At 64.2% G+C, this 22194-nt stretch carries 21 protein-coding genes; 12 read left to right on the top strand and 9 right to left on the bottom strand.

Annotation, left to right across the window (positions count from 1 at the left end; translation table 11 throughout):
- Positions 1–40: 40 nt before the first annotated feature.
- The gene (locus RCH11_RS11240) at positions 41–1129 is read right to left on the bottom strand and encodes a nuclease-related domain-containing protein (protein ID WP_327057096.1); all 1089 of its coding nucleotides are present in this window, start codon (positions 1127–1129) and stop codon (positions 41–43) included.
- A 145-nt stretch (positions 1130–1274) separates the two neighbouring features.
- On the opposite strand from RCH11_RS11240, the gene RCH11_RS11235 reads away from it, so the two are divergent.
- The 4 genes from RCH11_RS11235 to RCH11_RS11220 all read left to right on the top strand — a co-directional run bounded on the left by RCH11_RS11235 (position 1275) and on the right by RCH11_RS11220 (position 5122).
- Positions 1275–1616, top strand: coding sequence for a DUF3024 domain-containing protein (locus RCH11_RS11235; RefSeq protein WP_327057095.1), 342 nt, complete (start codon positions 1275–1277; stop codon positions 1614–1616).
- Between the two features lie 107 nt (positions 1617–1723).
- A complete protein-coding gene (locus tag RCH11_RS11230; protein WP_327057094.1) occupies positions 1724–3160 on the top strand; it encodes an HNH endonuclease signature motif containing protein in 1437 nt (478 codons plus the stop codon).
- 613 nt (positions 3161–3773) lie between these two features.
- On the top strand, positions 3774–4007 hold the full coding sequence (locus tag RCH11_RS11225) for a hypothetical protein (protein WP_327057093.1): 234 nt from the start codon (positions 3774–3776) through the stop codon (positions 4005–4007).
- A 41-nt stretch (positions 4008–4048) separates the two neighbouring features.
- Positions 4049–5122: an HNH endonuclease family protein gene (locus RCH11_RS11220; protein ID WP_327057092.1), complete on the top strand. Its 1074-nt coding sequence runs from the start codon at positions 4049–4051 to the stop codon at positions 5120–5122.
- A 157-nt stretch (positions 5123–5279) separates the two neighbouring features.
- Here the strand turns inward: RCH11_RS11220 and RCH11_RS11215 are convergent, their stop codons facing one another.
- Positions 5280–5723, bottom strand: coding sequence for a nuclear transport factor 2 family protein (locus tag RCH11_RS11215; RefSeq protein ID WP_327057091.1), 444 nt, complete (start codon positions 5721–5723; stop codon positions 5280–5282).
- Positions 5720–7288, bottom strand: coding sequence for a purine-cytosine permease family protein (locus RCH11_RS11210; RefSeq protein WP_327057090.1), 1569 nt, complete (start codon positions 7286–7288; stop codon positions 5720–5722). Before RCH11_RS11210 ends, RCH11_RS11215 begins: the two co-directional genes overlap by 4 nt.
- A gap of 80 nt (positions 7289–7368) precedes the next feature.
- Between RCH11_RS11210 and RCH11_RS11205 the strand changes: the two genes are divergently transcribed.
- The 3 genes from RCH11_RS11205 (at position 7369) to RCH11_RS11195 (ending at position 9724) form a co-directional block, all read left to right on the top strand.
- On the top strand, positions 7369–8037 hold the full coding sequence (locus RCH11_RS11205; protein ID WP_327057089.1) for a cyclase family protein: 669 nt from the start codon (positions 7369–7371) through the stop codon (positions 8035–8037).
- A gap of 29 nt (positions 8038–8066) precedes the next feature.
- A complete protein-coding gene (speB, locus tag RCH11_RS11200; RefSeq protein ID WP_327057088.1) occupies positions 8067–9026 on the top strand; it encodes an agmatinase in 960 nt (319 codons plus the stop codon).
- Between the two features lie 113 nt (positions 9027–9139).
- Complete coding sequence (locus tag RCH11_RS11195; protein WP_327057263.1) at positions 9140–9724, top strand: helix-turn-helix domain-containing protein; 585 nt, start codon at positions 9140–9142, stop codon at positions 9722–9724.
- A gap of 11 nt (positions 9725–9735) precedes the next feature.
- Here the strand turns inward: RCH11_RS11195 and RCH11_RS11190 are convergent, their stop codons facing one another.
- The 6 genes from RCH11_RS11190 to RCH11_RS11165 form a co-directional block, all read right to left on the bottom strand.
- A complete protein-coding gene (locus RCH11_RS11190; protein ID WP_327057087.1) occupies positions 9736–10575 on the bottom strand; it encodes an SDR family NAD(P)-dependent oxidoreductase in 840 nt (279 codons plus the stop codon).
- Positions 10576–10621: 46 nt separating this feature from the next.
- Positions 10622–11491, bottom strand: coding sequence for a Rieske 2Fe-2S domain-containing protein (locus RCH11_RS11185; RefSeq protein ID WP_327057086.1), 870 nt, complete (start codon positions 11489–11491; stop codon positions 10622–10624).
- An 86-nt stretch (positions 11492–11577) separates the two neighbouring features.
- Positions 11578–11778, bottom strand: coding sequence for a DUF2188 domain-containing protein (locus RCH11_RS11180; protein ID WP_327057085.1), 201 nt, complete (start codon positions 11776–11778; stop codon positions 11578–11580).
- A gap of 133 nt (positions 11779–11911) precedes the next feature.
- The gene (locus RCH11_RS11175; RefSeq protein ID WP_327057084.1) at positions 11912–12931 is read right to left on the bottom strand and encodes an LLM class flavin-dependent oxidoreductase; all 1020 of its coding nucleotides are present in this window, start codon (positions 12929–12931) and stop codon (positions 11912–11914) included.
- A gap of 129 nt (positions 12932–13060) precedes the next feature.
- Positions 13061–14206: a restriction endonuclease subunit S gene (locus RCH11_RS11170; RefSeq protein WP_327057083.1), complete on the bottom strand. Its 1146-nt coding sequence runs from the start codon at positions 14204–14206 to the stop codon at positions 13061–13063.
- Positions 14203–15489 carry an HsdM family class I SAM-dependent methyltransferase gene (locus RCH11_RS11165; protein WP_327057082.1) on the bottom strand — a complete coding sequence of 429 codons (1287 nt, stop codon included), beginning with the start codon at positions 15487–15489 and terminating at the stop codon, positions 14203–14205. Before RCH11_RS11165 ends, RCH11_RS11170 begins: the two co-directional genes overlap by 4 nt.
- 238 nt (positions 15490–15727) lie before the next feature.
- Here RCH11_RS11165 and RCH11_RS11160 point away from each other — a divergent pair, with 238 nt between their 5' ends.
- From RCH11_RS11160 to RCH11_RS11140, 5 genes are all read left to right on the top strand, one after another.
- Positions 15728–16276 (top strand): hypothetical protein, encoded by a 549-nt coding sequence (locus RCH11_RS11160; RefSeq protein ID WP_327057081.1) that lies wholly within the window; start codon positions 15728–15730, stop codon positions 16274–16276.
- Positions 16277–16450: 174 nt separating this feature from the next.
- Complete coding sequence (locus RCH11_RS11155; protein ID WP_327057080.1) at positions 16451–16777, top strand: tryptophan synthase subunit alpha; 327 nt, start codon at positions 16451–16453, stop codon at positions 16775–16777.
- 7 nt (positions 16778–16784) lie between these two features.
- Complete coding sequence (locus tag RCH11_RS11150; RefSeq protein WP_327057079.1) at positions 16785–17429, top strand: histidine phosphatase family protein; 645 nt, start codon at positions 16785–16787, stop codon at positions 17427–17429.
- A 27-nt stretch (positions 17430–17456) separates the two neighbouring features.
- Positions 17457–18767, top strand: a complete 1311-nt coding sequence (locus RCH11_RS11145) for a threonine/serine ThrE exporter family protein (protein ID WP_327057078.1) — start codon at positions 17457–17459, stop codon at positions 18765–18767.
- A gap of 113 nt (positions 18768–18880) precedes the next feature.
- The gene (locus RCH11_RS11140) at positions 18881–22135 is read left to right on the top strand and encodes a DEAD/DEAH box helicase (RefSeq protein ID WP_327057077.1); all 3255 of its coding nucleotides are present in this window, start codon (positions 18881–18883) and stop codon (positions 22133–22135) included.
- Positions 22136–22194 lie beyond the last annotated feature (59 nt).

Below are 22194 nucleotides of genomic sequence, written 5' to 3'. Positions count from 1 at the left end.
ACGGCGCCCGGGCTTGAACCAGCGACCATGGACTTTTGACTCATCGAAAAGCGTCGTGCGCAAGCCATTTCACTGTAGCTATTCCACCGAACCCAATCACCCCAGCCCCAGCCAGCATCAGAAGCGGTTTCACGCCCAGGTATAGGAGCGGAACGATGCAGCCGACAGGAGAGACGCAGGGTTGATTGGCGATCGAGCGGAAAGTGAAAATCGCGACGACTATGATTGCCACCGAAAACCAGAGCTTCAAGAGGTCGCCCGCGGTGGGTCCGCGCGCGCCCTTTCGCGCCGCGGGTGCCTTTTGCTGCGAACGGTCAACCGTAAGGGCTGGAGAGCACCGGGGTGCGGCCGACGTTCGGGAACGGGGTGTAGCCGCCGCCGGTTTGCGCGGAGTTCCGACGTCCGCGACAAGGCGCTCGAAACGCGGCATCACGCGGAGAGTGTTCGCAGTCTGGGGATCGACATGCCACGTTTTTGGTTCCTCCGCGGCGAGCTTGAGCAGCGACAACTTTGTGTCGCTCAGGTTTTGTGGCTGAGCCTTTAGCCAGGCCACGAGCTTGAGAGCGTTGAGCACCACCACAGGGCGATTGTGTGGAGAGCGCTTATCATTCACCGACTGCGGATCGACGAGGGCGACTACAGGCCCCACGGAAACGGGAAACTCTGCCTTCGCCGAGAGCCTCTTTGCCACATCAGCACCATCACGTCGGCCATCTTGAAGATGTCGAAGTGCGCTCTTATTGATCCCGAGCGCGTGGTCGACGACCCAGATGTTGGCGCCAGCGTGGTGCTTGGTATTGATCACGAAGACGCCCCCGGGACCGATGACCAAATGGTCGACATCCTTGGTTCGTGCACCGATCGGAACGGAGTGCCTGACGAACCATTCCGGGCCGAGCGCGGAGAGCATCCGCCCGACCTTGATCTCGCCGAGGGCGCCCTGGTACCACGGCCACGCGTCGTCATGGAGGATGACCCGTTGCGGGGTCCTCAGCGAAGGGTCTCGGGATTCCGCCTTGGTCTGAATTTCGAGACACTTCAATGCAACGGCATAGCCGGCCTCCCGAGACGACAGCGACTGGATGCCGGCGAAGTCGGTGTGCTTGCCAGCGTGATCAGTAAACGTCATGTTTCCCCAACCCTGAGGATATCGAGCGATACTCTGTAACGCACTCCCCCAGTGCAGGGTAGATTCGATGATGGCCTAGCTCAGGATTTGTCGGGCCGAAGCGTTCTCGACACGTTTGATAGCCATCCGTTGCTACCATCCAATCGTGGCCATCACCGAACTCGACCGTCGACGAATCAGCTCCTGGTGCGAAGCTCGGGTGCCAGCAGATCTTCGCGACGAGATCCTCGTTTCGGCCAGTTTTCGCGGTAATTCCGCGGTAATCACCGAGCGACGGCCACCGTGGCGCGAAGACTTCGGGCCCGAATGGTCCTCGAGGCGAATCGCGAAGCTGACCGTGGACCCGGCTGTGAACACGTGGATTCTGTATGCCACCGACCGGAACGATCGCCTGCTCAACTACTCGCGTGATATCGGTGTGGGGGTCTCCCTCGTGGAGATCCTGGCGGAGTTGCAGGCGGATCCAACAGCCATCTTCTGGGGCTGACTACCACTCCTCCACAGCGGCGCACGGCCGGCGACTATCCACAGGAAGTGCTGTTCAGGAGATGGTTAGCACGCAGGAATGTCGGTGTTCGGTGCGAGAGTCAGTGCATGCAAAGAACCACCGTGACCGCCGCTCCACCGGTGGACCGAGCGTGCGCGGATGCGACGAATCGTGTCAGCCGCACGCTCATCGACAGCGAGCTCATGCACAGCACGCTCACCGACAGCGAGCTCATGTTCGCCCTAGCGGAACAGTTCCAGACGCGACGGGCGACGGATGCGACCATCGTGCGACTGATCGCGGAGGTGACCGAACGGTCTCGGCCGAGTCTAGGTCGGCTCGGTCTCGCACATCGGATGATGGATTCCAGTGCTGCCTCTTCCCTCATCCGGGTGGGGCGAATCGGGCGGCAGGAAGCTGCCCGGTTCGTTCGCGTTGCCACCGCGACATCCCCGACGCTCAGCATCACCGGCGAGACGATAGCCCCTCGCTATCCGCGTCTTGCGGCTGCCCTCGATGATGGCACGGTGGGAATGGATGCCGCGGCCGCCATCGTCACCAACCTCGACCAGGCCAGCCCTCGAGCCCATCCGGACGATGTCGCGTACGCAGAAGAGGTGACGGTCGACTTTGCTTGCACAGCGCCGGCTGACCTGGTGCGCACGTTGGCGGTCCAGTGCCGTGACCGCCTCGACACCGATGGCATTGAACCCCGCGAAGAAGAACTGATTCGTCAACGGAAACTGTCGATCACAGAACTGGCCAATGGCATGCACCGAATGATTTGGGATATGGATCCGCTCACTGCCGCATCCGTCCGCGGTTACGTCGACGGGTACGTCGAGAGCGTCTTCCACACCGGCCGGCGGAATGAGACGGGTGACCGCACGAACGGGGACGGTGCGGATGCGATACAGGACCTTCTCGACGACCCACCGACCCTTGCCGAGGAGTTGCGAGACCCGCGTACCCGCGCGAATATCGCGTCGGATGCTGTGCTGGCGCTGTTCGGGCATGTTTCGAACTGTGCCTTCGCAGCGAGTCCGCTGCCGAAAACCACCCTCGTCGTGCGGCTGACCCTGGATGATCTGCTCTCCGGTCTCGGCGAAGCCCGTCTTGACGGCATCGACCATCCTATTTCGGCGGGAACGGCGCGACGGATGGCCGCAGAAGCTGGCATCATCCCGATCGTGATGGGCGGGCCGAGCGAAGTGCTGGATCTGGGGCGGGAACAACGCCTGTTCAACAGGAAGCATCGCCTCGCCATCGGTGAAACGTATTCCGCCTGCGCGGGATGTGGCCGACCGGCCTCGTGGACTGAACTGCATCACATCGATTGGTTCGTGCGGGACGGCGGGTTGACGAACCTGAAGAACGCGATTCCCCTGTGTTCGTCCGATCACCACGCAGTCCATGCAAACGGATGGGAGGTTTCTGTTCGGGGTGGAGTTGCCTGGTTCATTCCGCCGAGCTCGATCGATGTTTTCCGCACACCGAGGCGCGGCAGCGTGCTGCCGCGCCTCGAATTCCGGCGTCGACAGTGATGCTGCACCCGGCCACCCAGTACGCGACAGAAAATGCGCCACCTTCCGATGCATAGTCATGTCGCGCAAGCTCTCAACGGGGTAGCCGTCCCCCTGTGTTTTTGAGTCAGCGCCGCCGCAGTGCCTCTGGGCCGGTACTCCTGATTGCGGTGGTGGCAGTGGCTTCTGCTCCCCCGGTTGCGCCCCTTTCGACCGGGCAGGGTGTCATCACTCAGCTCGTGGTCGGGGACACACTCGATTTGACGGTTGGTGGGGTGGGCTCAGTGGGGTGGGGACGCGCATGCCCCACGTTGTGTAGACACACTGTCGAACACGCCACGCCGGAACAGCGCATGGGGCCGGAGGCATCCGCTCGGCTGAAGCAGCTGGCGCCCGGTCGAGTCAACTCTGCTCTGGCGTCTGACGTGAAGCGGCTCTACCGGTACGACTGCACGCTGGCGATGCTGGTCACGGCGAGAATATTGCCGGATATGAGACCGCAGCGGCGACCACGGAGCGGGCCGAAACCGCACGGCTTGGGTTATGGTCTGAGGCCTGCGGCTCACTCGCGCAGGCCCACCGCCACGCCGCACGGGTGCTTTCGCGCGACCTGATAAATCATTAGTTTTGAGGCATGGATCCCAATTACATTTCCGCCCTCGCCGGTTTTGGGGTGCCCGTACTCGTTCTGTGGCTCGTTCTGGTGATTGTCGGCTTCATCATGTCTGCCTTCGTGACCAGTCTTTTTGTACGCCTGGTCATCCGGTTCATGCGTAAGTCACTGGATCGCGAGTATCGCTATCTGCGAGGCGACTACACCGCCTACGGTTCGAAGCGCGCACCGAATACTGTGCCGCGGGATTGGTGATTAACCGACGCCGGGTTACCTTCGGGCCAAGGTTCTGGATCGTGGCTCCGCTCGTGCTTCTTACTTGCTCCCTCGTCGTGGTGATGGTGGGCGCAGCGCTCGCCCCACCCTCCTCGCACCAGACGCTGGATGTCGCAATAGGACCACTGCCCACACCCCGCATCTCGGCACCCCCTGTGACGCCAACGGACTCCTTCTCCGCCGAGTCGGCTACCGATCCGAAGACGGTCACCGTGCCCGCGGAGGATGCTTCGGTGGCCATCCTCGACTCCTCGACGACCGATCAAACGACTGCCTTCGCCCTGCTCGCAACTGTTCCGGTCAAGGGTCCCGCTCCGATGACCGGTTATGTGCGGACCGCGATGTTCGGCACGGCCTGGCTCGACGAGGACCGAAACGGATGCGACACCCGCAACGACATGCTGCGCCGCGACCTCACGGCAATCGTCAAATCCGGCAGTTGCCGTGTACTGAGCGGGCGGCTGGTCTCTCCGTACACCGGCGGGGTGATTTTCTTCGTTCGCGGCAATCGCACCTCCACCGCTGTGCAAATCGACCATGTCGTCTCCCTCGGGGACGCCTGGCGAACGGGAGCACAACAGCTCACTGGGGCCCAGCGTGTGGCATTGGCTAACGATCCGATCAAGCTCTTCGCGGTGGATGCCCGCTCGAACGCGCAGAAGAGGGATGGAGACACCGCGACCTGGCTCCCCGCATCCAAGCCCTTTCGGTGCACCTCCGTGAGCCACCAGGTTTCGGCGAAGGCGACCTATGGGCTGTGGGTGACGCAGGCCGAACACGACGCGATGGCGCGAGTGCTGTCGGATTGTGCATCGATGCCAGCGGTAACGTCGCCGTTCGTACCCACTTCGGTGCCGAAACCCGTCGTCGTGGTTACTCCTGTTCCTGCGGCGAGTCCCGTGAAAGTGGCTCCCGCACCTGCACCATCGTCATGCGACCCCAACTATTCCGGACGGTGCGTACCGGTCATGAGCGATGTGGATTGCGCCGGCGGCAGCGGCGATGGCCCCGCCTACCTCACGGGCACAGTTTCCGTGATCGGATCGGATCACTACGGCCTCGACCGCAATCACGATGGAATCGCCTGTAACTGAGCGCCGAAAGCATCCTCAACACCGGATCTGCGGAGTCGAATGCTAACGCGCGACCGTGGTGGCGCTGAAGTTCGGGCTAGTCGCGCGCACGGGCCTGTGGTCGGCGCTGTGCATCGCGTGCGGGGGCGCGCCAATCAGCAGTCCGGCACTGCTCCGGTCATTCCCGCGCCGACAGGTGCTCGTGAATTCCGAGCCAGACACCATCGGTGAATCCGAGCACGATGGTCTCCCGCTCTCGAGAGGTCTCCGCAACGCCTGCCAGCTTCGCTTTCGTCTCGACGTCGTGGCTGAACACTGCGATCGATCCAAATAGCTGGATTCGCCGATTTGTCGAGGAGCACGACAAAACCTGGAATCCCTCGTTCTCCCAGTCGGCCCAGAGCTTTTCGTAGGCCTCCCGCGACTCGAGTCGATGGTCGACGTTGTGGAACAGGAATGTCGCGTCGGGCGCGAATCCAGCGAAATAGGCGTCCCGCCGATGGTGTGCGAAATCGTCGATGATGCGATCGACCGCGCTGAGAGCATCCGCTTCTGTGCCCGCGTCGGTGTCAGTCATGCCGGTGTCAGTCATGCCAGTGTCAGTCATGCCAGTGTCGGTCATGCCGAAGTTCCGACTCGTCGCGCCGCGACACGGGCGGCGGTAGAACCGTAATCCGTTTCGATCGCCTGGGGCGCGCCCGCCCGGCTCGGAACCCCGCGCGGACCGTCGTCGCCGAACACATAGCGCGGCTCGGGGAACAGCCAGAGCGCACCAAGGTACAGCACAGCACCGGCGACCACCGCGACAGCGAGGCTCAAGTCGATACCGCCACCGACGTTGATGAACGGTCCGATGATGATCGGCGGATAGTTCGCAAACAGCAGTCCGAGAGCGGCCGCCCCGAGCCACGCGACTAGGCCGCGCCAATTGATGCCGTTGGCGAACCAGTAGGTGCCACCGATCTCACCGCGGTTGAAGACCTGCAGGTCGCGTGGACGGAAGCTGCCGCGGCGCACGATGTAACCGATGGCCATGATCACCATCCACGGGGTCGTGGTCACGATGATGGCGCCGACGAAGGCGTTCACGGCGCCGAGCAGGTCGAAGAAGATGCGACCGGTGAGGATGAACAGGAATGCCACGACGCCGATACTGATAGTGGCCTGAACGCGACTGAACCGGGGGAACACGGAAGAGAAATCAAGACCGGTGCCGTACAGGGATGTCGTGCCGGTGGAGAGGCCGCCGATGAAGGCGACGACCATGAGAAGCACCGCGTACCAGATCGGGGAGGCCTGGATCAGGGCAACGACGTAATCGCTCTTGCCGGCGACGATCGTGGCGGTTGCGACGCCGAAGAGGAACGGGATGAGGGTGAGCAACTGTCCGAACAGGGTCGCGGCGAGGAGTTTGCGCGGCGGCGTATTGCGCGGGATGTAGCGGGCCCAGTCTCCGAGGAACGCGCCGAACGAGATGGGGTTGGAGGCCACGATGAGGGCGGCGGCCACGAAGGTCGCCCAGAAGCCTCCGAGCGCAAAGCCCTTCGGTCCTGGATCGTAGGAGCTGTCGAACGTGCCGCTGAAGGCGACGATGGCGAGCAGGATCAGGATCGTGTTGGCGATTACTGCCGTCTTGTTCACCAGCAGCATGAACTGGAAGCCGAAGACGACAACGACGATGACGATCACGCCGATCACGCCGTAGACGAGGGTGCGCAGACCAAGAGAGTCGGGGATGCCACCGAGCCGGGTGAGCGCTCCGACGAGCGCGTCACCGCTCACCCAGACGGAGATCGAGTAGAACGCGACCGCCGTGAGTAGCGAGAGGAAGGATCCGACGATCCGGCCGCGCACGCCGAAGAAAGCGGCGGAGGAGACGGCATTGTTGGTGCCGGTCTTCGGGCCGAACAGTCCCATCGGCATGAGGAAGATCGTGCCGATCAATACCCCGGAAACGGTGGCGAGCACCGCCTGCCAGAACGAGAGGCCGAGCACGATGGGGAAGGTTCCGAGAAGGACGGTGGCGAAGGTGTTGGCCCCGCCGAATTGGATGCGAAGAAGGTCGAGCCAACTGGAGGTGCGGTCAGCGTCGGGGATGGTGTCGACCCCGTGGGTTTCCACCTCGATGATGCTTGGGCGGGGGTTGACGACCACGGATTCGTCAGTAACGGCATTGTTAGGGGTCATGGCTTCGCTCTCGATCGGGTGCGGCTCCGGATTTGCCGACACTAGCGGATAATTTGCCTTCTATGCAATAGTTATTGACCATGAGGATACGAGAGATCGTTGACCTGTCGGTGGTGGTCAATGCCGACACACAGGTCTACCCGGGGGACCCGGTGCCGAGATTCGACCCGCACAGCACAGTCGAGCGCGATGGCTTCAACCTGCTGTCGGTGAGCATGGGGTCGCAGACGGGCACGCATGTGGACGCCCCGTACCACTTCGATGACGCGGCACCCAAGCTGGACGAGCTGCCGCTCGAGCGCTTTGTGGGCACCGGTGTCGTCGTCGACGCTCGCGCGGCAGGCGCACGAGGTCGCATCGGCTGGGAGTATTTCAGCGCGTACGAGGCCGAGCTGGTTCCCGGGACGATCGTCTTGCTGCATACCGCCTGGAGCACGCACTACGGCACCGCCCGGTACTTCGAGAACCCCTTCCTCGACGCCGACGCCTGCGCTCATCTGATTGCGTTGGGCATCCGCACCGTCGGCATCGATGCGCTGAACATCGACGAGACTCCCGACGATGAGCACCCGGGAGAGGGCTTTCCGGTGCACCACTTTCTCGCCGACGTGGCCGGAGTGATCAGTGAGAACCTGACCAACCTGCACTCGATCGACTTTGCCGAACCCTTCATTTCCCTTTTACCGCTGGCCTTCGAGGCCGCCGATGGAGCGCCGGTGCGCGCTGTCGCACTCAATCTGTCCATCTGAGCACCCGCTCTTTTTACGAAGGAATGCCAATGTCCCCCACACCCATCGGTCCCTCCGACGCGAGCGTCTCACCGCGCTATGCCGGAATCGCTACCTTCGCACGCCTACCTCGTCTTGAGGATGTCGACCATGCAGACATCGTGGTGGTCGGCGTTCCCTTCGACAGCGGCGTCAGCTACCGCCCGGGAGCGAGGTTCGGGCCCGCGCATGTCCGCGAGGCTTCCCGTCTGCTGCGGCCCTACAACCCGGTGCAGGATGTTGAGCCGTTCTCGACCCAGCAGATTGCCGATGCGGGCGACATAGCGGCCAACCCCTTCAGCATTGAAGAGGCTGTCGGGCAGATTGAGGAAGCAGCCACCCATCTGGGTGCCGGTGACACCCGCCTGCTCACGATCGGCGGCGATCACACCATTGCTCTTCCGCTGCTTCGGGCGGTCACCAAGAAGACCGGTCCGGTGGCGGTGCTGCACTTCGATGCCCACCTCGACACCTGGGACACCTACTTCGGCGCGCCGGTCACTCACGGCACCCCGTTCCGGCGCGCGTCCGAAGAGGGACTCATCGACCTCGAAACGAGCCTGCACATCGGCATCCGCGGTCCGCTGTATAGCCAGCAGGACCTCACAGACGATGCCCGCCTCGGATTCGCCGTGATTGCGGCGCACGAGTTCGAGACCGCTGGCCTCGCGACGGTGATCGAGCGGATGCTCGCCCGTCTCGGCGACCGTCCCGTCTATGTGTCGGTGGACATCGACGTGCTTGATCCCGCTCATGCGCCCGGCACGGGAACCCCGGAAGCAGGCGGACTGACCAGCCGGGAGCTCCTCACGATCATCCGTGCGCTTCGCGGCGTGAGGATCGTGGGGGCGGATGTTGTGGAGGTTGCGCCGGCCTACGACCACGCCCAGATCACCGCGGTGGCAGCATCCCACGTTGCCTATGAAATCCTGTCGGCCATGACACCACGAGCTGACCAGACCGGGAATTAGACCGGGTCCGACCGGTTGCGAGCATCGTGGGACTCGGTGCCCGATACTGGGCATGACGACCACGGCTGCGATATCCGGATTCTGCCGGAACGGTGTCGACGAACGGGAGCATGATGCGAGCTGTACACCCGACGCCCTCCGGGGCGCCACTGGCAATCGGCGTGAAGTTGCGCTCGACCAGACTCGCGCAGGCGCTCACGATCGCCGATGTCGCGGCTGCGACGGGCCTCAGCACTGGCTTCATCAGCCGGGTCGAGCGCGACGAGACCTCGCCGAGCGTGTCGACTCTTGTCACCCTCTGCCAGGTGCTCTCGCTGCCTCTCGGGTCGTTGTTCGAGGCGCCCGAAAATGAGGTGATCTCGCTCGCGGATGCGCCGCGGATCAACATGGGCGGCAGCCACGCCGTCGAGCGTCTGCTCACGCCACGCAGCGAATCCAGGGTGCAGGTGCTGCGCTCTCTCCTCGAGGCAGGAGCGACCGGCGGGGAAGAGCTGTACACGATCAACTGCGATGTCGAGATCGTGCACGTTCTGAGCGGAACGCTGCGAGTGAGGCTCGTCGGCGGAACGGTAGATCTCCTGACCGGCGACACGATGACGCTCGCTGGCCGTGAACCGCACTCCTGGGACAACAATTCGGATGCCGTCACCGAGCTGATCTGGACAATCGTTCCGGCGGCCTGGAGCGGATCCTCCTGAGAATGAGCGCCCTACTCGACCGGCGGCGCAACCATCGCCGCGCTGCGCTCCCACAGGGCACTCGCGAGCTGCGCGTCATCCGCCTGCCGGTTGGTGCGACCGGGCTTGCGCTTGATGTAGTACTCCCCCGACGTCCAATCGCTGCCGGGCGTGGTGGTCGCCAGCCAGACCAGCGTGTCGGCGCCCTTCTCCGACGAGATCAGGGTGTGACGCAGCACGCTACGGTAGATCACGCGTAGTGGGCTGCGGGAATCGCTGGCGAAGTTCGAGGCGACGACCCCCGGATGGAACGACGCCGTGGTGATGCCCTCCGCGCCGAACCGGCGGGCGAGCTCTGTGGTGAAGAGGATGTTGTCGAGCTTTGCGTTGCTGTAGGCCCTGCCCGGGCTGAACCGAGTGGCCAGGTCAAGGTCGTCGATGATGATGTTGCCGCCGAGATTCGCAACGCTCGAGGTGTTGATCACGCGCGTCTTGCTGAGGATGAGGCGGTCCATTAGCAGGGTGGTGAGGAGAAACGGCGCGAGGTGATTCACCTGGAGGGTGAGTTCGTGGCCGTCTTCGGTAATGGTGCGGTCGCCGAAGATGCCGCCAGCATTGTTGGCGAGCACGTCGATACGTGGGTAACGCTCGCGCAGCTCGGCGGCGAGTTTGCGCACCTCGCTGAGCTTCGAGAAGTCGGCGACGAAATGGTCGGCGCCGAGTGCATCCGCCACCTTCGCCGTTTTTTCGGGTGAGCGGCCGACGATGACGACCGTACGACCTCTGGCGGAAAGCGCTCGGGCGGCGGCGGCGCCGATGCCGTCGCTCGCTCCGGTGATGATGATGGTTTCGGGGGCAGGGGTTTCGGGCATGGTCGATTATCGCTCGCGGTGGCTGAGCGCCCGGCGCGAGACCGGGTCAGCCTGCGCCCGGCAGCATTACCTGCAGTATTCCGTTCACGGTGCGGGTCTCGAAACGAGGCTGCGGCGATGTGGCCGGGCCGTGCACCACGTCGCCGGTTTTTAGCGCGAACGTACTCTGGTGCCAGGGGCATTCCACACAGGGATTATCGGTGTGCGCGCCGATCAGGGTGCCCTCATCAAGCGGCGCCGAGAGGTGACTGCAGGTGTTGGAGAGCACCTGAACGGTATCGCCGCGGCGCACAACGAGGAGGGGCTCACCCGCGACTTCCACCCGGTGCAGTTCGCCCTCTGGCAGGTCGGTGAGTGAGCCGAGAGGATGCCACCCCGCCGGAAAAAGGTGCGGTACATCTTCCGTGTGGTTTGCCCCGGCCGCCTGTCGGTAGGCGAGATGGCCGCCGAGAAACGCTCCGGCTGAGGCCACACCGAGTCCCGCGAAGGCGAGCACTTTACCGCCGCCCCGCCCGCGCTGAATGAAGGAGAGGGTGTAGAGACCGAGGGCGATGGAGTTGGTCGCTGCGTGTACGACTCCAACCCGTTTTTGCTGGTCGTGCAGGTACAACCAATCAGTCCACCCGGTCACGATGGCCGGCAGGGCGCTCAGCACTCCGATGCCCACGAGAACCCGAGAGGCCTTTGATGCGCCCGGCACGAGGTCAAGGAATGCGGCCGACACCCACGCACCGACCGGAACCTGCACCGCAACCGGGTGCAGCGGATGCCCGAGCGGCACACCGTGCAGCAGGTCGCGTAACCAACGCGGTTTGAGAATCGCACCGAAAAGCGTCTCCGCTTTTTTTACGACCGGGTCGAGTTGCTCAGCGGATTCGAGGCGCGTGATCTGGTGGACAATCGCAAGTTCATGCATGTCCACCAGAGGACTCGCTTCTGCGGGGGGAGTCAAGGGGTCGGGCCTTGATAGCCGTCGTCGACGACCCTCCTCAGCCACCGGGGCTACTCCTGCGGATCGGTGATATCTCCCGTGGGGACAGAGGACCGCACGGTGTGCGTCGTGCCGAGCTGGTCTGCCAGGGCCTGGCCCTCCTCAATCGCCTCTTCCCTGCTGGAGTAGCTCTCGCTGCGCTCTGGCTCTCCGATCACCCGGTTCACCCACTGGCCGCCCTTATCGATGGTCTCTACGTCGCCGTTGGTCATGCCACTAGCCTGCGCCTGCCGCAGCGTGAGCACCAGTGGGGCGGGTGTGTTGCGCGACCCACCGGCATCGCCGCCGACTCTGGCGAATCGGGCGGCGTTGGCCCACCTCGCTCAGGCTCCTCCGCGACCACCACTAGTCGGCGGGCTGGAGCTCGCGCATCGCCTCGGCGGTGAGCACTACTGAGCGCAGGCGGTCCTCAATGTCGCGGGACTGGTGCGCGATTATCAGTTCGTCGGCCTGCACGGAGGTGGCGAAATCCTCGAGGAAGCTACGCACCTCCGAGGCCGTGCCGACGGCTGAGTATCGCATCATGTTGGCGATGTTGCGCCCTTCAGAGGTGGTGAGGAACGCGTCGATCTGGTCGTCACTGTAGTGGATGGGCACAGCGTCGATCGCGGATGGCCCGCGGGCAATGAGGCTGCGTACTCGCGCACGCCGGGTCGTCTCGAACTGAATGCGGGCATCCGCTTCATCGTCCGAAGCGATCACGTTCACCGCAGCGATCGCGTAGGGCTCGGCGAGCTGGCGCGACGGACGGAATTCGCTACGGTATAGCGCCATCGCTTCGTGGAGGGAGTCCGGTGCGAAGTGCGACGCGAACGCGTACGGCAGGCCGAGGGCGGCTGCGAGCCTGGCGCCGAAGAGGGAGGATCCGAGGATATAGAGCGGCACGTTCGTTCCGCCGCCGGGGACGGCCTGGACGCCGGGCACGATCGACTCACCGCGGAGAAAGGCTTGAAGCTCAAGCACGTCTTCGGGAAACTGGTCTGACGACCGGGGGTCTCGCCGCATGGCCCGTGCGGTGTTCTGGTCGCTTCCGGGCGCGCGTCCGAGGCCAAGGTCGATCCGTCCGGGATGCAGCTCGGCAAGGGTGCCGAACTGCTCGGCGATAGCGAGCGGCGAATGATTCGGCAGCATCACGCCGCCGGAGCCAAGGCGGATGGTCGAGGTGTGATCCGCGACATGGCCGATCAGCACGCTCGTGGCTGATGACGCGATGGTTTGCATGTTGTGATGCTCGGCGTACCAGACCCGGGTGTAACCATTGGCTTCGGCAGCCTGCGCGAGGCGCACGCTGTTTGCGAAACTCTCCCGCACGGTCTGCCCGGGGGCGATCGGAGCGAGATCGAGGATGGAGAGGGGCATGGTCATGCGGCGGACCTTTCTGACGCGCGCGGCCTCCGCGCGCTCCTCACATCAACCGCTATGCCGATGGAATCGTTCCCGATTCACCCGAATTCATCCCGGACACCAGGCGACCCGTGCCAGGCACGGAGAGACTCACAGCCGCCCGCTGAATGCCCGATTCTGCAGGGCAGCGTAGAGCTCGTCCAGGCGGGCGAGTTGGGCTAGCTCGTTTGCCTTGACAGAGGCAATATCTCGAAGCTGTTGCGCAAAGAGCGCTTGCGCATCCAACGACGGTAACGGCACGGATACCAGCAGCAAATTGGTCGGATTGATGGTGGCCAGTGCACGCAGGGACTCTTTTGTGTGGGCGCGGTTCAAAAAAAAGGCGAGGTACTCTGCGCTGGCAGTGTGACGTGGCCGCAAACGAACCACCTGTGCCGCGTGAGCCGCCACCAGGTCACCCCGGAAAATCGTGGTCTTCGAGACCGATTCGGCACTGGCCGTGCGAGAAAAGAGCACGTCACCCTCCTGCACCGAATATTTCGCCAGCTCCCGGGCGTCGAGCTCGGCCGTGTTCAGATGCGTGACATCCAACTCGCCATCACCGGTGATATACGATACTCGGATGATCGGCACCGCGTTCGTGCCACCGGGCGGAGCGTTCGTCCTGGCCGATGTACCGTACGCGGCAGATTCGACCAGATCGTGAACGGTCCCCGACCGGGACGCGCTCTCGACCAGGTCAAGATACGACGACCGAGCGAGCTCGTCCAACAGTCCGATGGCTTCCCGACGATCATGACGGATCTGGTCGGCCTCGTCGAGCACACGAGCGATCCGGCGCTGTTCCGGCAGAGGCGGGAGAGGGATACCCGTTGCCCGCACCAGGGCATCTGATACCGCAGGAACACTGGCACCCGAGGCAAGGCGCGTTACGTCCGCAATGAATTCCGGGCCCTGGACCCAGCGAAATAGATAACGCTCGTCCACGATTGCCGGTCGTGGCCGCAAGACGCTGAACCCCGTTGTCGCGATTGCCCCGTCAAGGACAGGGGGGACGGATGCCACGCAGTTCAGGTGCGGACGTAACGTCGAGACCAGCACATCCCCGCTTCGCAGTCGTTGGCGTGCCCGCGCTGGTGCGCAGGCGACGATCATCCGTCTTGGCGCAACAACCCGTTTCGAACGCGGATCGACCGAGCCGAGGTCGATGAAGACGAACTCGTGGCCGCTCGTGTCCGGGCCTGAGGATTCGACCAGCTCTGTGACGTCCGCGAGCCGGTGCCTGACTCCGATCACAGTGTTTCGGCCAGAGCGCGGGCAAGGGCTGACGAGCCCTGTTGGATGCGCAATTCGAGACGGGCGATGTCGACGAGGATGTCGTTGGCAGAGCGATGGACAAGGCGTTCACCGAGGACGATCCGATAGCGGTTGAAGGTGAGGTCATAGCCCTGTTTCGCGATCTCGGACCTTGGCACGAGAAAGGACTGTGAGGTTCGCGGACGTGCGGGTTCGTTCAGTGCGCTCTCCGCGCCCGCGGTATTTCGCAGGCTCAGCCAGCGTGCCACCAAATCCGGTAGGTCGTCATTCTCGATACGCGCACGGTTGTCATCCAGGCTGAAGCCATCCGCGCGCACGTCGTAGAACCACACATCTTCGGTGGTTTGCGCCTTGCGAAAGAGCAGGATCGAGGTCGAGAGGGCGGAGTGCGGCCTGAATGCGCCGGGCGGAAGGCGCACGACGGCGTCAAGCTTGTGATCTTCTACGAGCATGCGTCTCACGTCAGTGTGGGCCTTGGACGTTCCGAACAACGCGCTGTCCGGCAGGATGACCGCGGCCCGTCCGCCGTCCCGCAGAAGCCGGAGTGAATGCACCAGAAACAACAGCTCGGTCTTCTTGGTCTTCACTACCGTGAGCAGATCCTTTGCCGCCGCCACGGAGTCGCGGCTCCCCGTGAACGGCGAATTCGCAAGCGCAACGGAGAAAGTGCCGAATCCGGTAGTGCTCTTGCCGCGTTCCTCGCCGAGAGGATCACCGGTGGACACGGCGACGTTCCGTACTCCGTGCAGCCGCAGGTTCGTGGTGGCGATGCGATTCAACGGCGCGTGGGTGGCTACGCCGGCGAGCACGGTGCCGTTGGAGCCGTCACTCGACCCGGCGTGGGTCGGAAATTCGAGCCGGCGATCCCGCAGGTACTCCGCCGCCGCCACCAGCATGCCGCCGGTCCCCACTGTCGGGTCGATGATCGTGTCATCGGGCGTCGGTGCCACCAGGTCGACCATGAGTCTCATGATGTGGGAGGGGGTGAGCGCAGGCCCGTTTTGGCCGGACTGGGCGGAGGTCGCCAGCTTTCCGACCAGCCGGTCGTACACCTCCGTCTGAACGGTGCTGTTCTGCAGCGCGGGGCTGTCCAGCAGATCGACGACCATGGCATGAAGCTCGGGCGTGGCAGGAGCCGAGGGACGATGGCTGCGATCGACGAGCACCAAGGTGATCTGCTCGACCGTGTCGAGCGGACTGACGCCGGCGCGCATAAATGCGGTCCACAGCGCGTCCAGTTGGATTGTGAGTTCGGGTGTCACTATCCGTTCGCTCCTTTACGCTACGGGTGATTGGGGCGGGGATGTTCTTCGAATTTATCGGGAACCGCCAAGCGCGGTAAGTCCCACAACGGGGAGGGGGAAAGATCTCGCCACCGGACGGGAGCGTCTCGGTGCACCGAGGCAGCGCCACACAGGGGTCTTCCCGGGCGATCACGCTAAGTTTGTCTCTCGGTATCGCGACGATCGGGGGTGTGACGTGGGCAGAAGTCTCAAGAGGGTGGCTGTGGTCGCGGCGCTCCTCGCCGTGGTGTTGGGCGCGAGCGTTGTGGTCGGCACCGGATACTTTGCGCGCAACTCGCCCGCGGCATCCGCTCGCGCCTGCGCCCCAGTCGCTCAGGTGATGGTCGGGAAAATCATCGTGCCGGCCGGTCCCATTGCGGGCTACTGCCAGGACCGACTCATCAACGCGGCTTACGTGATGATGGCGGCTCGCTCTCTCGGCATCGGTCCGCACACCCAGGCGATCGGGGTGATGACAGCGCTTGGAGAGTCGGGGCTGCGCGTGCTCGACCACGGAGATGCTGCCGGCGCCGACAGCCGGGGGCTCTTCCAACAGCGGGACAACGGCGCGTGGGGAACCTACGCGGATCGCATGGACCCCTATACCTCCGCGCTGAACTTCTTCAGGAAACTCGTCTCGATTCCCGGATGGAAGGACCTCTCACCGGGAGAGGCGGCCCATACGGTGCAGGTGAATGCCGATCCCCAACACTATGACCCGTACCTGCCGCGCGCGGAGGCCATCGTCGCGGCGCTGGGGTCGTGACGACCGGCGGCTGAATCGGAGCGGCTGAACCGGAGCGGCTGACTCCGAGCATCCGTCGCGGGTCCGTCAATGGGATGCCCAGGAACGCGCCGAGTACGGGCACGAGAGTCTCGCTGACAACGGCAATGAAGCCACCTGCGTGCTCTCTCAGCGAACCAGCTTTAGTGTTAATTGATGTCTCCGATCCACCCACTGCCCCGCAGCCGGACCAGTCTGAAAGTGCTGCGAGCGGAAGCTCGCCAGGAACTGGAGACGGTGATGCACGAGCGCCTTCTCGCCGGGGAGGACCCCTGGGAGTTCATGGAAGAGCTGTTGACTGTCGATGAACTCACGGTGTACCTGCTCCGGGCCGATGCGATCAATTCAAATGACGGGCAGCGGCCGTCGCCTACCCGCGAATATCGGCTGCTCAGGCAGATCGCCCTGGAATACCCGCCGCTCACCACGGTGGTCTGGCGGATGCTCGGTCAACACGGTGCACTAGCCCCGTCCGTAAACTGAGCACACCATGCGACTGCTGCTGATCCGTCACGGACAGACTCCCGCCAATGTTCTTGGCCTTCTCGACACCGCGCACCCCGGGCCAGGGCTCACCGCGCTCGGCGAACGCCAGGCGAATGCGGTCGCAGAGGCGCTACGCGGAGAGGAGATCGACGGCGTCTTCGCCACGACTCTCGTGCGCACGCAACTCACCGCCCTGCCGTTCGCCACCGCGACCGTCATCGACGGCCTGCACGAGATCGAAGCGGGTGATCTCGAGGGGCGCGGTGATCGGGCATCCGCTCGCACCTACCTCGAGACGGCGTTCGCCTGGGGATCGGGGCACCTGGATGTCACAATGCCTGGCGCAACCGATGGGCACGCATTCTTCGAGCGGTTCGATCGCGGCATCAGCGTTGCAGCGGAAGTGGACACCGCCGCGGTCTTCAGTCACGGGGCGGCGATCCGGGTGTGGACTGCAGCACGGGCGCGCAATGTGCCCCCGATCTTTGCTGGATCTCATGAACTCGAAAACACCGGCGTGGTCGAGCTCGAGGGCTCGCCCGCGGATGGCTGGACGCTCATATCGTGGGCCGGTGCCCCGGTGGGAGGGCCTTCACTGGTGGACGACTCGGCCGGAGACCCTACCGGAGACGCCCTGGACCGCGCCTAGACCTGCTGCATGCGGGATGATCGTTCCATGGCAAACGGATGGTTCGAACGGCAGGTCGGACGACTGCTCAAGCAGTCCGCCGAGGGCGACACGATCTCGACAGAGGAGACGGATGCCCGCAGCATCCTGACCATGCTCGAGGGCCTTGGGCTCGCCATGATCGAGACCGGGCAGGCCACCAATGACGTGGAGGAAACACTTCGTTTGGTGGCGAAGGTCTACCAGCTCGGAGATGTGCGCACCGTGGTGCTGCCCACTTACGTGATGCTGCAGTCGACGACCGCGGGCGGTGAGGTGCGCGTCGAGTCCGCCCGTCAGGGGGGAGGTCGTCTCGACCAGACCGGCGCCGTCGAGACACTCATTGGCCGGGCGCTGCGCCGAGAGGTTAGCCCGGCAGCGGCGGTAGCGGAGGTGGCACGCATCCGCACGGCGAAGCCGCGTTTCGGGCCTGTGGTTTCGCTGCTTGGCCACGTAATCCTGACGGTGGGATTCGGGATGGTGATCTACCCGACCCTGCAGGCGATCTGGGTGTACGCGGTACTCGGTGCCGGTGTCGGGGCGTTGGTGCTGCTTGCGCGCAGATTCACCGGGCTGAGTTCGACGGTACCGGTGATCGCGGCGTTCGGAGTCACCCTCGCCACGACGCTTCTGCTCGTGCACGTCGCCGGGGACGAGCCGCTGCGCATCATCGCTCCCCCTCTTGTGTCGTTTCTGCCGGGGCTCACGCTCACGATCGCCGCCATTGAACTCACCAATAACCAGGTGATTGCGGGGGCAAGCCGTCTCGTATTCGGGGTGGCGCAGCTGCTGCTGCTCACCTTCGGCGTGTTCGCAGCGACCACCCTGGTTGGGCACCTGCCGACAGCGGCTCCGCAGCCACTCCTCGGCCCGTGGTCTGGACTGGTGGGAGTCGCTCTCGTTGCGGTGGGATTCACGCTGTTCATGTCGGCGCCACGGGGGGCACTGGTCTGGATCTTTCTCAGTCTCGCCCTGACCTACGGAGCCCAGGCTCTTGGGGCGTTCTCGCTCGGAGCCGGCCTCAGCGGGTTTGTCGGCGCCGTTGTTGTGGCGCCGTTCACACGGTTCGCAAGCCACTTCCGCACCTCGCCGCCCGCATCCGTCATGTCGCTCGCCTGCTTCTGGCTTCTGGTGCCCGGCGCGCTCGGCTTCATCGGCCTCAGCGGGGTGGCGCAGGGTGGCGCCGCCGGCCTGCATACTCTCGCCACGGCGGGCATCTCGGTGCTGTCGATCGCACTGGGAGCAATCGTCGGGATCAGCCTGAGCCGAGATGCCGGACGTCTCGCACGCCTGGCCCGGCGTGGAGTTTCGCGGCGGTAGGAGGGTGGCGAATTCGTTGCGCTGCACAGTACTGCTCTCCTCGCCTCCGAACTCGCGTGCCGGTCACCGCTCGCTCGACGTGCAGCATCGCACCCTCGTGAGAACATGGACGGATGCCCGACGCAGCCCCGATGGTCGACATCACCGACATCCAACGATTGGTCGGTCCAACATCGTTCCAGCGTGGGCTGGCCTATTCCCGGGGTGGCGCCGTGATTGCCCTTGCCTGGGATCCGGCAACTCGGCTACTCTCCGGCACGGTTGTCGGATCGGGTCCATTCCCGTATAGCTGCCGTGCCCTCATCTCGGCGGCCACCGGCAAGCCGACAAGCGGCATTTGCACCTGCCCGGTTGGATTCGACTGCAAGCACATCGCTGCCCTGCTGCTGCAGAGCAACACGACGACGCTGCAGCAGCTCGCCGGACTCAAGCTGCCAAAGCCCGCCGCTGTGCACCCGGAGCAGGCGCTCTGGAAGAGTGCTGTTGTCGCTCTCACCGAGCGGCCAGCGATATCCGGCGGTGGGAGCGCCCGCATCGGACTCCTTTTCGAACTGCGCGAACTGATTCCGCGATCCCGCAGCCAGTGGAACGGGCCGAGCGCGAAGCCGGCTACAGCTTCGAGTCGTGGTGCAATTCGCCTCGGCGTTCGTCCGGTGCTGCTGAGCGCCACCGGCAACTGGACCAGGGGAAACATCAGCTGGAATTCGCTCGGCTACCAGGCTAATCGCCTGGACCTCGCGACCGACCAGCAGCGCTGGTTCGCCCAGTTCGCCGCGCTGCACCGCTCAACGCGTGAGGTCTACTCCGGCCAGGAACCCGACTGGCTCTACCTCGACGACTTCCACAGCCCGTTGCTCTGGCAGCTGCTAACGGATGCCGAATTGCGCGACATCGCGCTGGTCTCCGGGAAAAAGGAGACGAGCGTCACGGTCGGCCAGGATGCCTCGGTGAGCATCGACGCCCGGCTGGAGGGCGATCTGCGACTCACGCCGATCCTCCGGGTGGACGGAGAGCCACGCCCGGCCGCTGAGGCCAACGCGATCGGCGACCACGGGATCTACGCGTGGGCTTTTGACCCGCGGCCCCGGTTCACCCTTGCGCAGGCATCCGCCCCACTCGTCGAGGAGCAGCGGGCACTTCTCGGTGAAGTAGCACCCGTTATCGTGCCGGCGGGCGACGTGGACGAATTCTTGCGCGACTACTATCCGCGCTTGAGTCGCACGATCACCGTGACCAGCGAGGACGCCTCAATCATGCTGCCGGAGTTCGCTCCCCCGGTGCTCGTGCTCACGGTGACATTCCAGCCAAAGCAGTCACTGAAAATCGCGTGGGACTGGGACTATTCCGGCCTGCGGAAGTCGCTTCGCGGAGCTGACGACCGTGATTTTGCAACCGAGCACCGGGTGCTGGAGAGCGTGCAGCGCATCCTCGGACCGATCCTGGATGACACCCTCCGAGGTCTCGCTGCCGCCGAGTTCGTCGACCGGGTACTGCCGACGCTGCACGGCGTAGACGGGGTGCGGATCGATTCCGTCGGAACGCGACCGGATTACCGGGAGCTCACGGGCATTCCGAAACTGACCTTCACCACGGTCGAGACCGACACAAGCGACTGGTTCGACCTCGGGGTGTATATCCACATCGACGGACGGGATGTGCCGTTCACGAAGGTGTTCACCGCGCTGTCGAAGGGCATGTCGAAGGTGCTGCTCGTCGACAACTCGTACCTGTCTCTCAACCAGCCGGTTTTTGAAGAACTGAAGCGGCTGATCGACGAGGCCTCCACCCTGGCAGAGTGGGAGACCGGGGTGCGGATCAGCCGCTACCAGGCCAGCCTCTGGTCGGAGTTTGAGGATCTTGCCGATGAGACCGTCGAAGCGCAGGCCTGGCGGGAGGCAGCCAGGGGCCTCCTCGCCATCGATTCGGTCGAGCCCACAGCCCTGCCACGCACTGTCGATGCCACCCTCCGCCCGTACCAGAAAGACGGTTTCGACTGGCTCGCCTTCCTCTGGAAGCATCGACTCGGCGGTATCCTCGCCGACGACATGGGTCTCGGAAAGACGCTTCAGGCTCTCGCCCTGATCGCGCACGCCAAGACGGCAGGAGCGGATGCCCCGTTCCTGGTCGTCGCACCCACCTCTGTCGTCTCGAACTGGCTGGCCGAAGCCGCGCGATTCGTGCCATCGCTCACCGTTCGTGGGGTCGCGACGACGAAACAGTCGTTGGCGCAGTTGGCCGAAGGTGCCGACATCGTGGTGACCTCCTACGCCCTCTTTCGCCTCGGCTTCGCTCACTACCAGAAACTCGGATGGTCGGGGCTGGTGCTCGACGAGGCGCAGTTTGTCAAGAATCCGGCCTCGAAGGCCCACGAGGCCGCCGCATCCCTCACCGTGCCATTCAAGGTCGCGATCACGGGTACCCCGATGGAGAACAGCCTCACCGACCTGTGGGCCCTGTTCCAGATCGTGGCGCCTGGCCTGTTCCCCTCCGGCCGGAGATTCGCCGAGGAGTACGTCCGGCCGATCGCGTCGGGCGACTCGGGCGATTCGAAGGAGCACGCTGCCGCACATTCGGCGGCATTGATCGCCAAGCTGCGCCGCCGCATCCGCCCGCTGATGATGCGGCGCACCAAGGAGGTCGTCGCCTCTGAGCTGCCGGCCAAACAGGAACAGATATTGCAGGTAGAGCTCGCTCCACGACATCGCACGCTGTACGACACCGTGCTGCAGAAGGAGCGACAGAAACTCCTCGGGCTCATCGAAGAACTCGATCGCAACCGATTCATTGTGTTTCGCTCCCTCACGCTCCTGCGGATGCTTAGTCTCGATGCCTCGCTGGTTGATGAGGCCTACGCCGGTATTCCGTCCTCGAAGCTGGATGCCCTGTTCGAGCAGCTCGATGACGTGGTGGCCGAGGGCCACCGGGCACTCATCTTCAGCCAGTTCACGTCCTTCCTGCGAAAGGCCGCGAGCCGGTTGGATGCCGCGGGCATCCCCTACGAATACCTCGACGGATCGACGCTTCACCGCGCCGACGTGATCGCCCGGTTCAAGTCCGGCGCTGCCCCGGTATTCCTGATCAGCTTGAAGGCTGGCGGATTCGGACTCAATCTCACCGAGGCCGACTATGTGTTCCTCCTCGACCCCTGGTGGAATCCGGCCACCGAGACGCAGGCCGTCGACCGCACCCATCGCATCGGCCAGACGCGGCCGGTGAACGTGTATCGCCTCGTCGCAACCGGCACGATCGAGGAGAAGGTGATGGCACTCCGGAACCGCAAGGCGAAGCTCTTCGACGCGGTGATGGATGATGACGCGGTCTTCAGCACCGCGCTCACAGCCGAGGACATCCGGGGCCTGCTCGAGTAGTCCTCCCCAGGGTTCGCTGCACTGCTGTTCTCCCCGGATCGCGCCCTGGCCGCCGATTT

The organism is Glaciihabitans sp. GrIS 2.15 (assembly GCF_035984695.1).
Lineage (GTDB): Bacteria > Actinomycetota > Actinomycetes > Actinomycetales > Microbacteriaceae > Lacisediminihabitans.
This window is presented reverse-complemented; position numbering and strand designations above follow the sequence as displayed.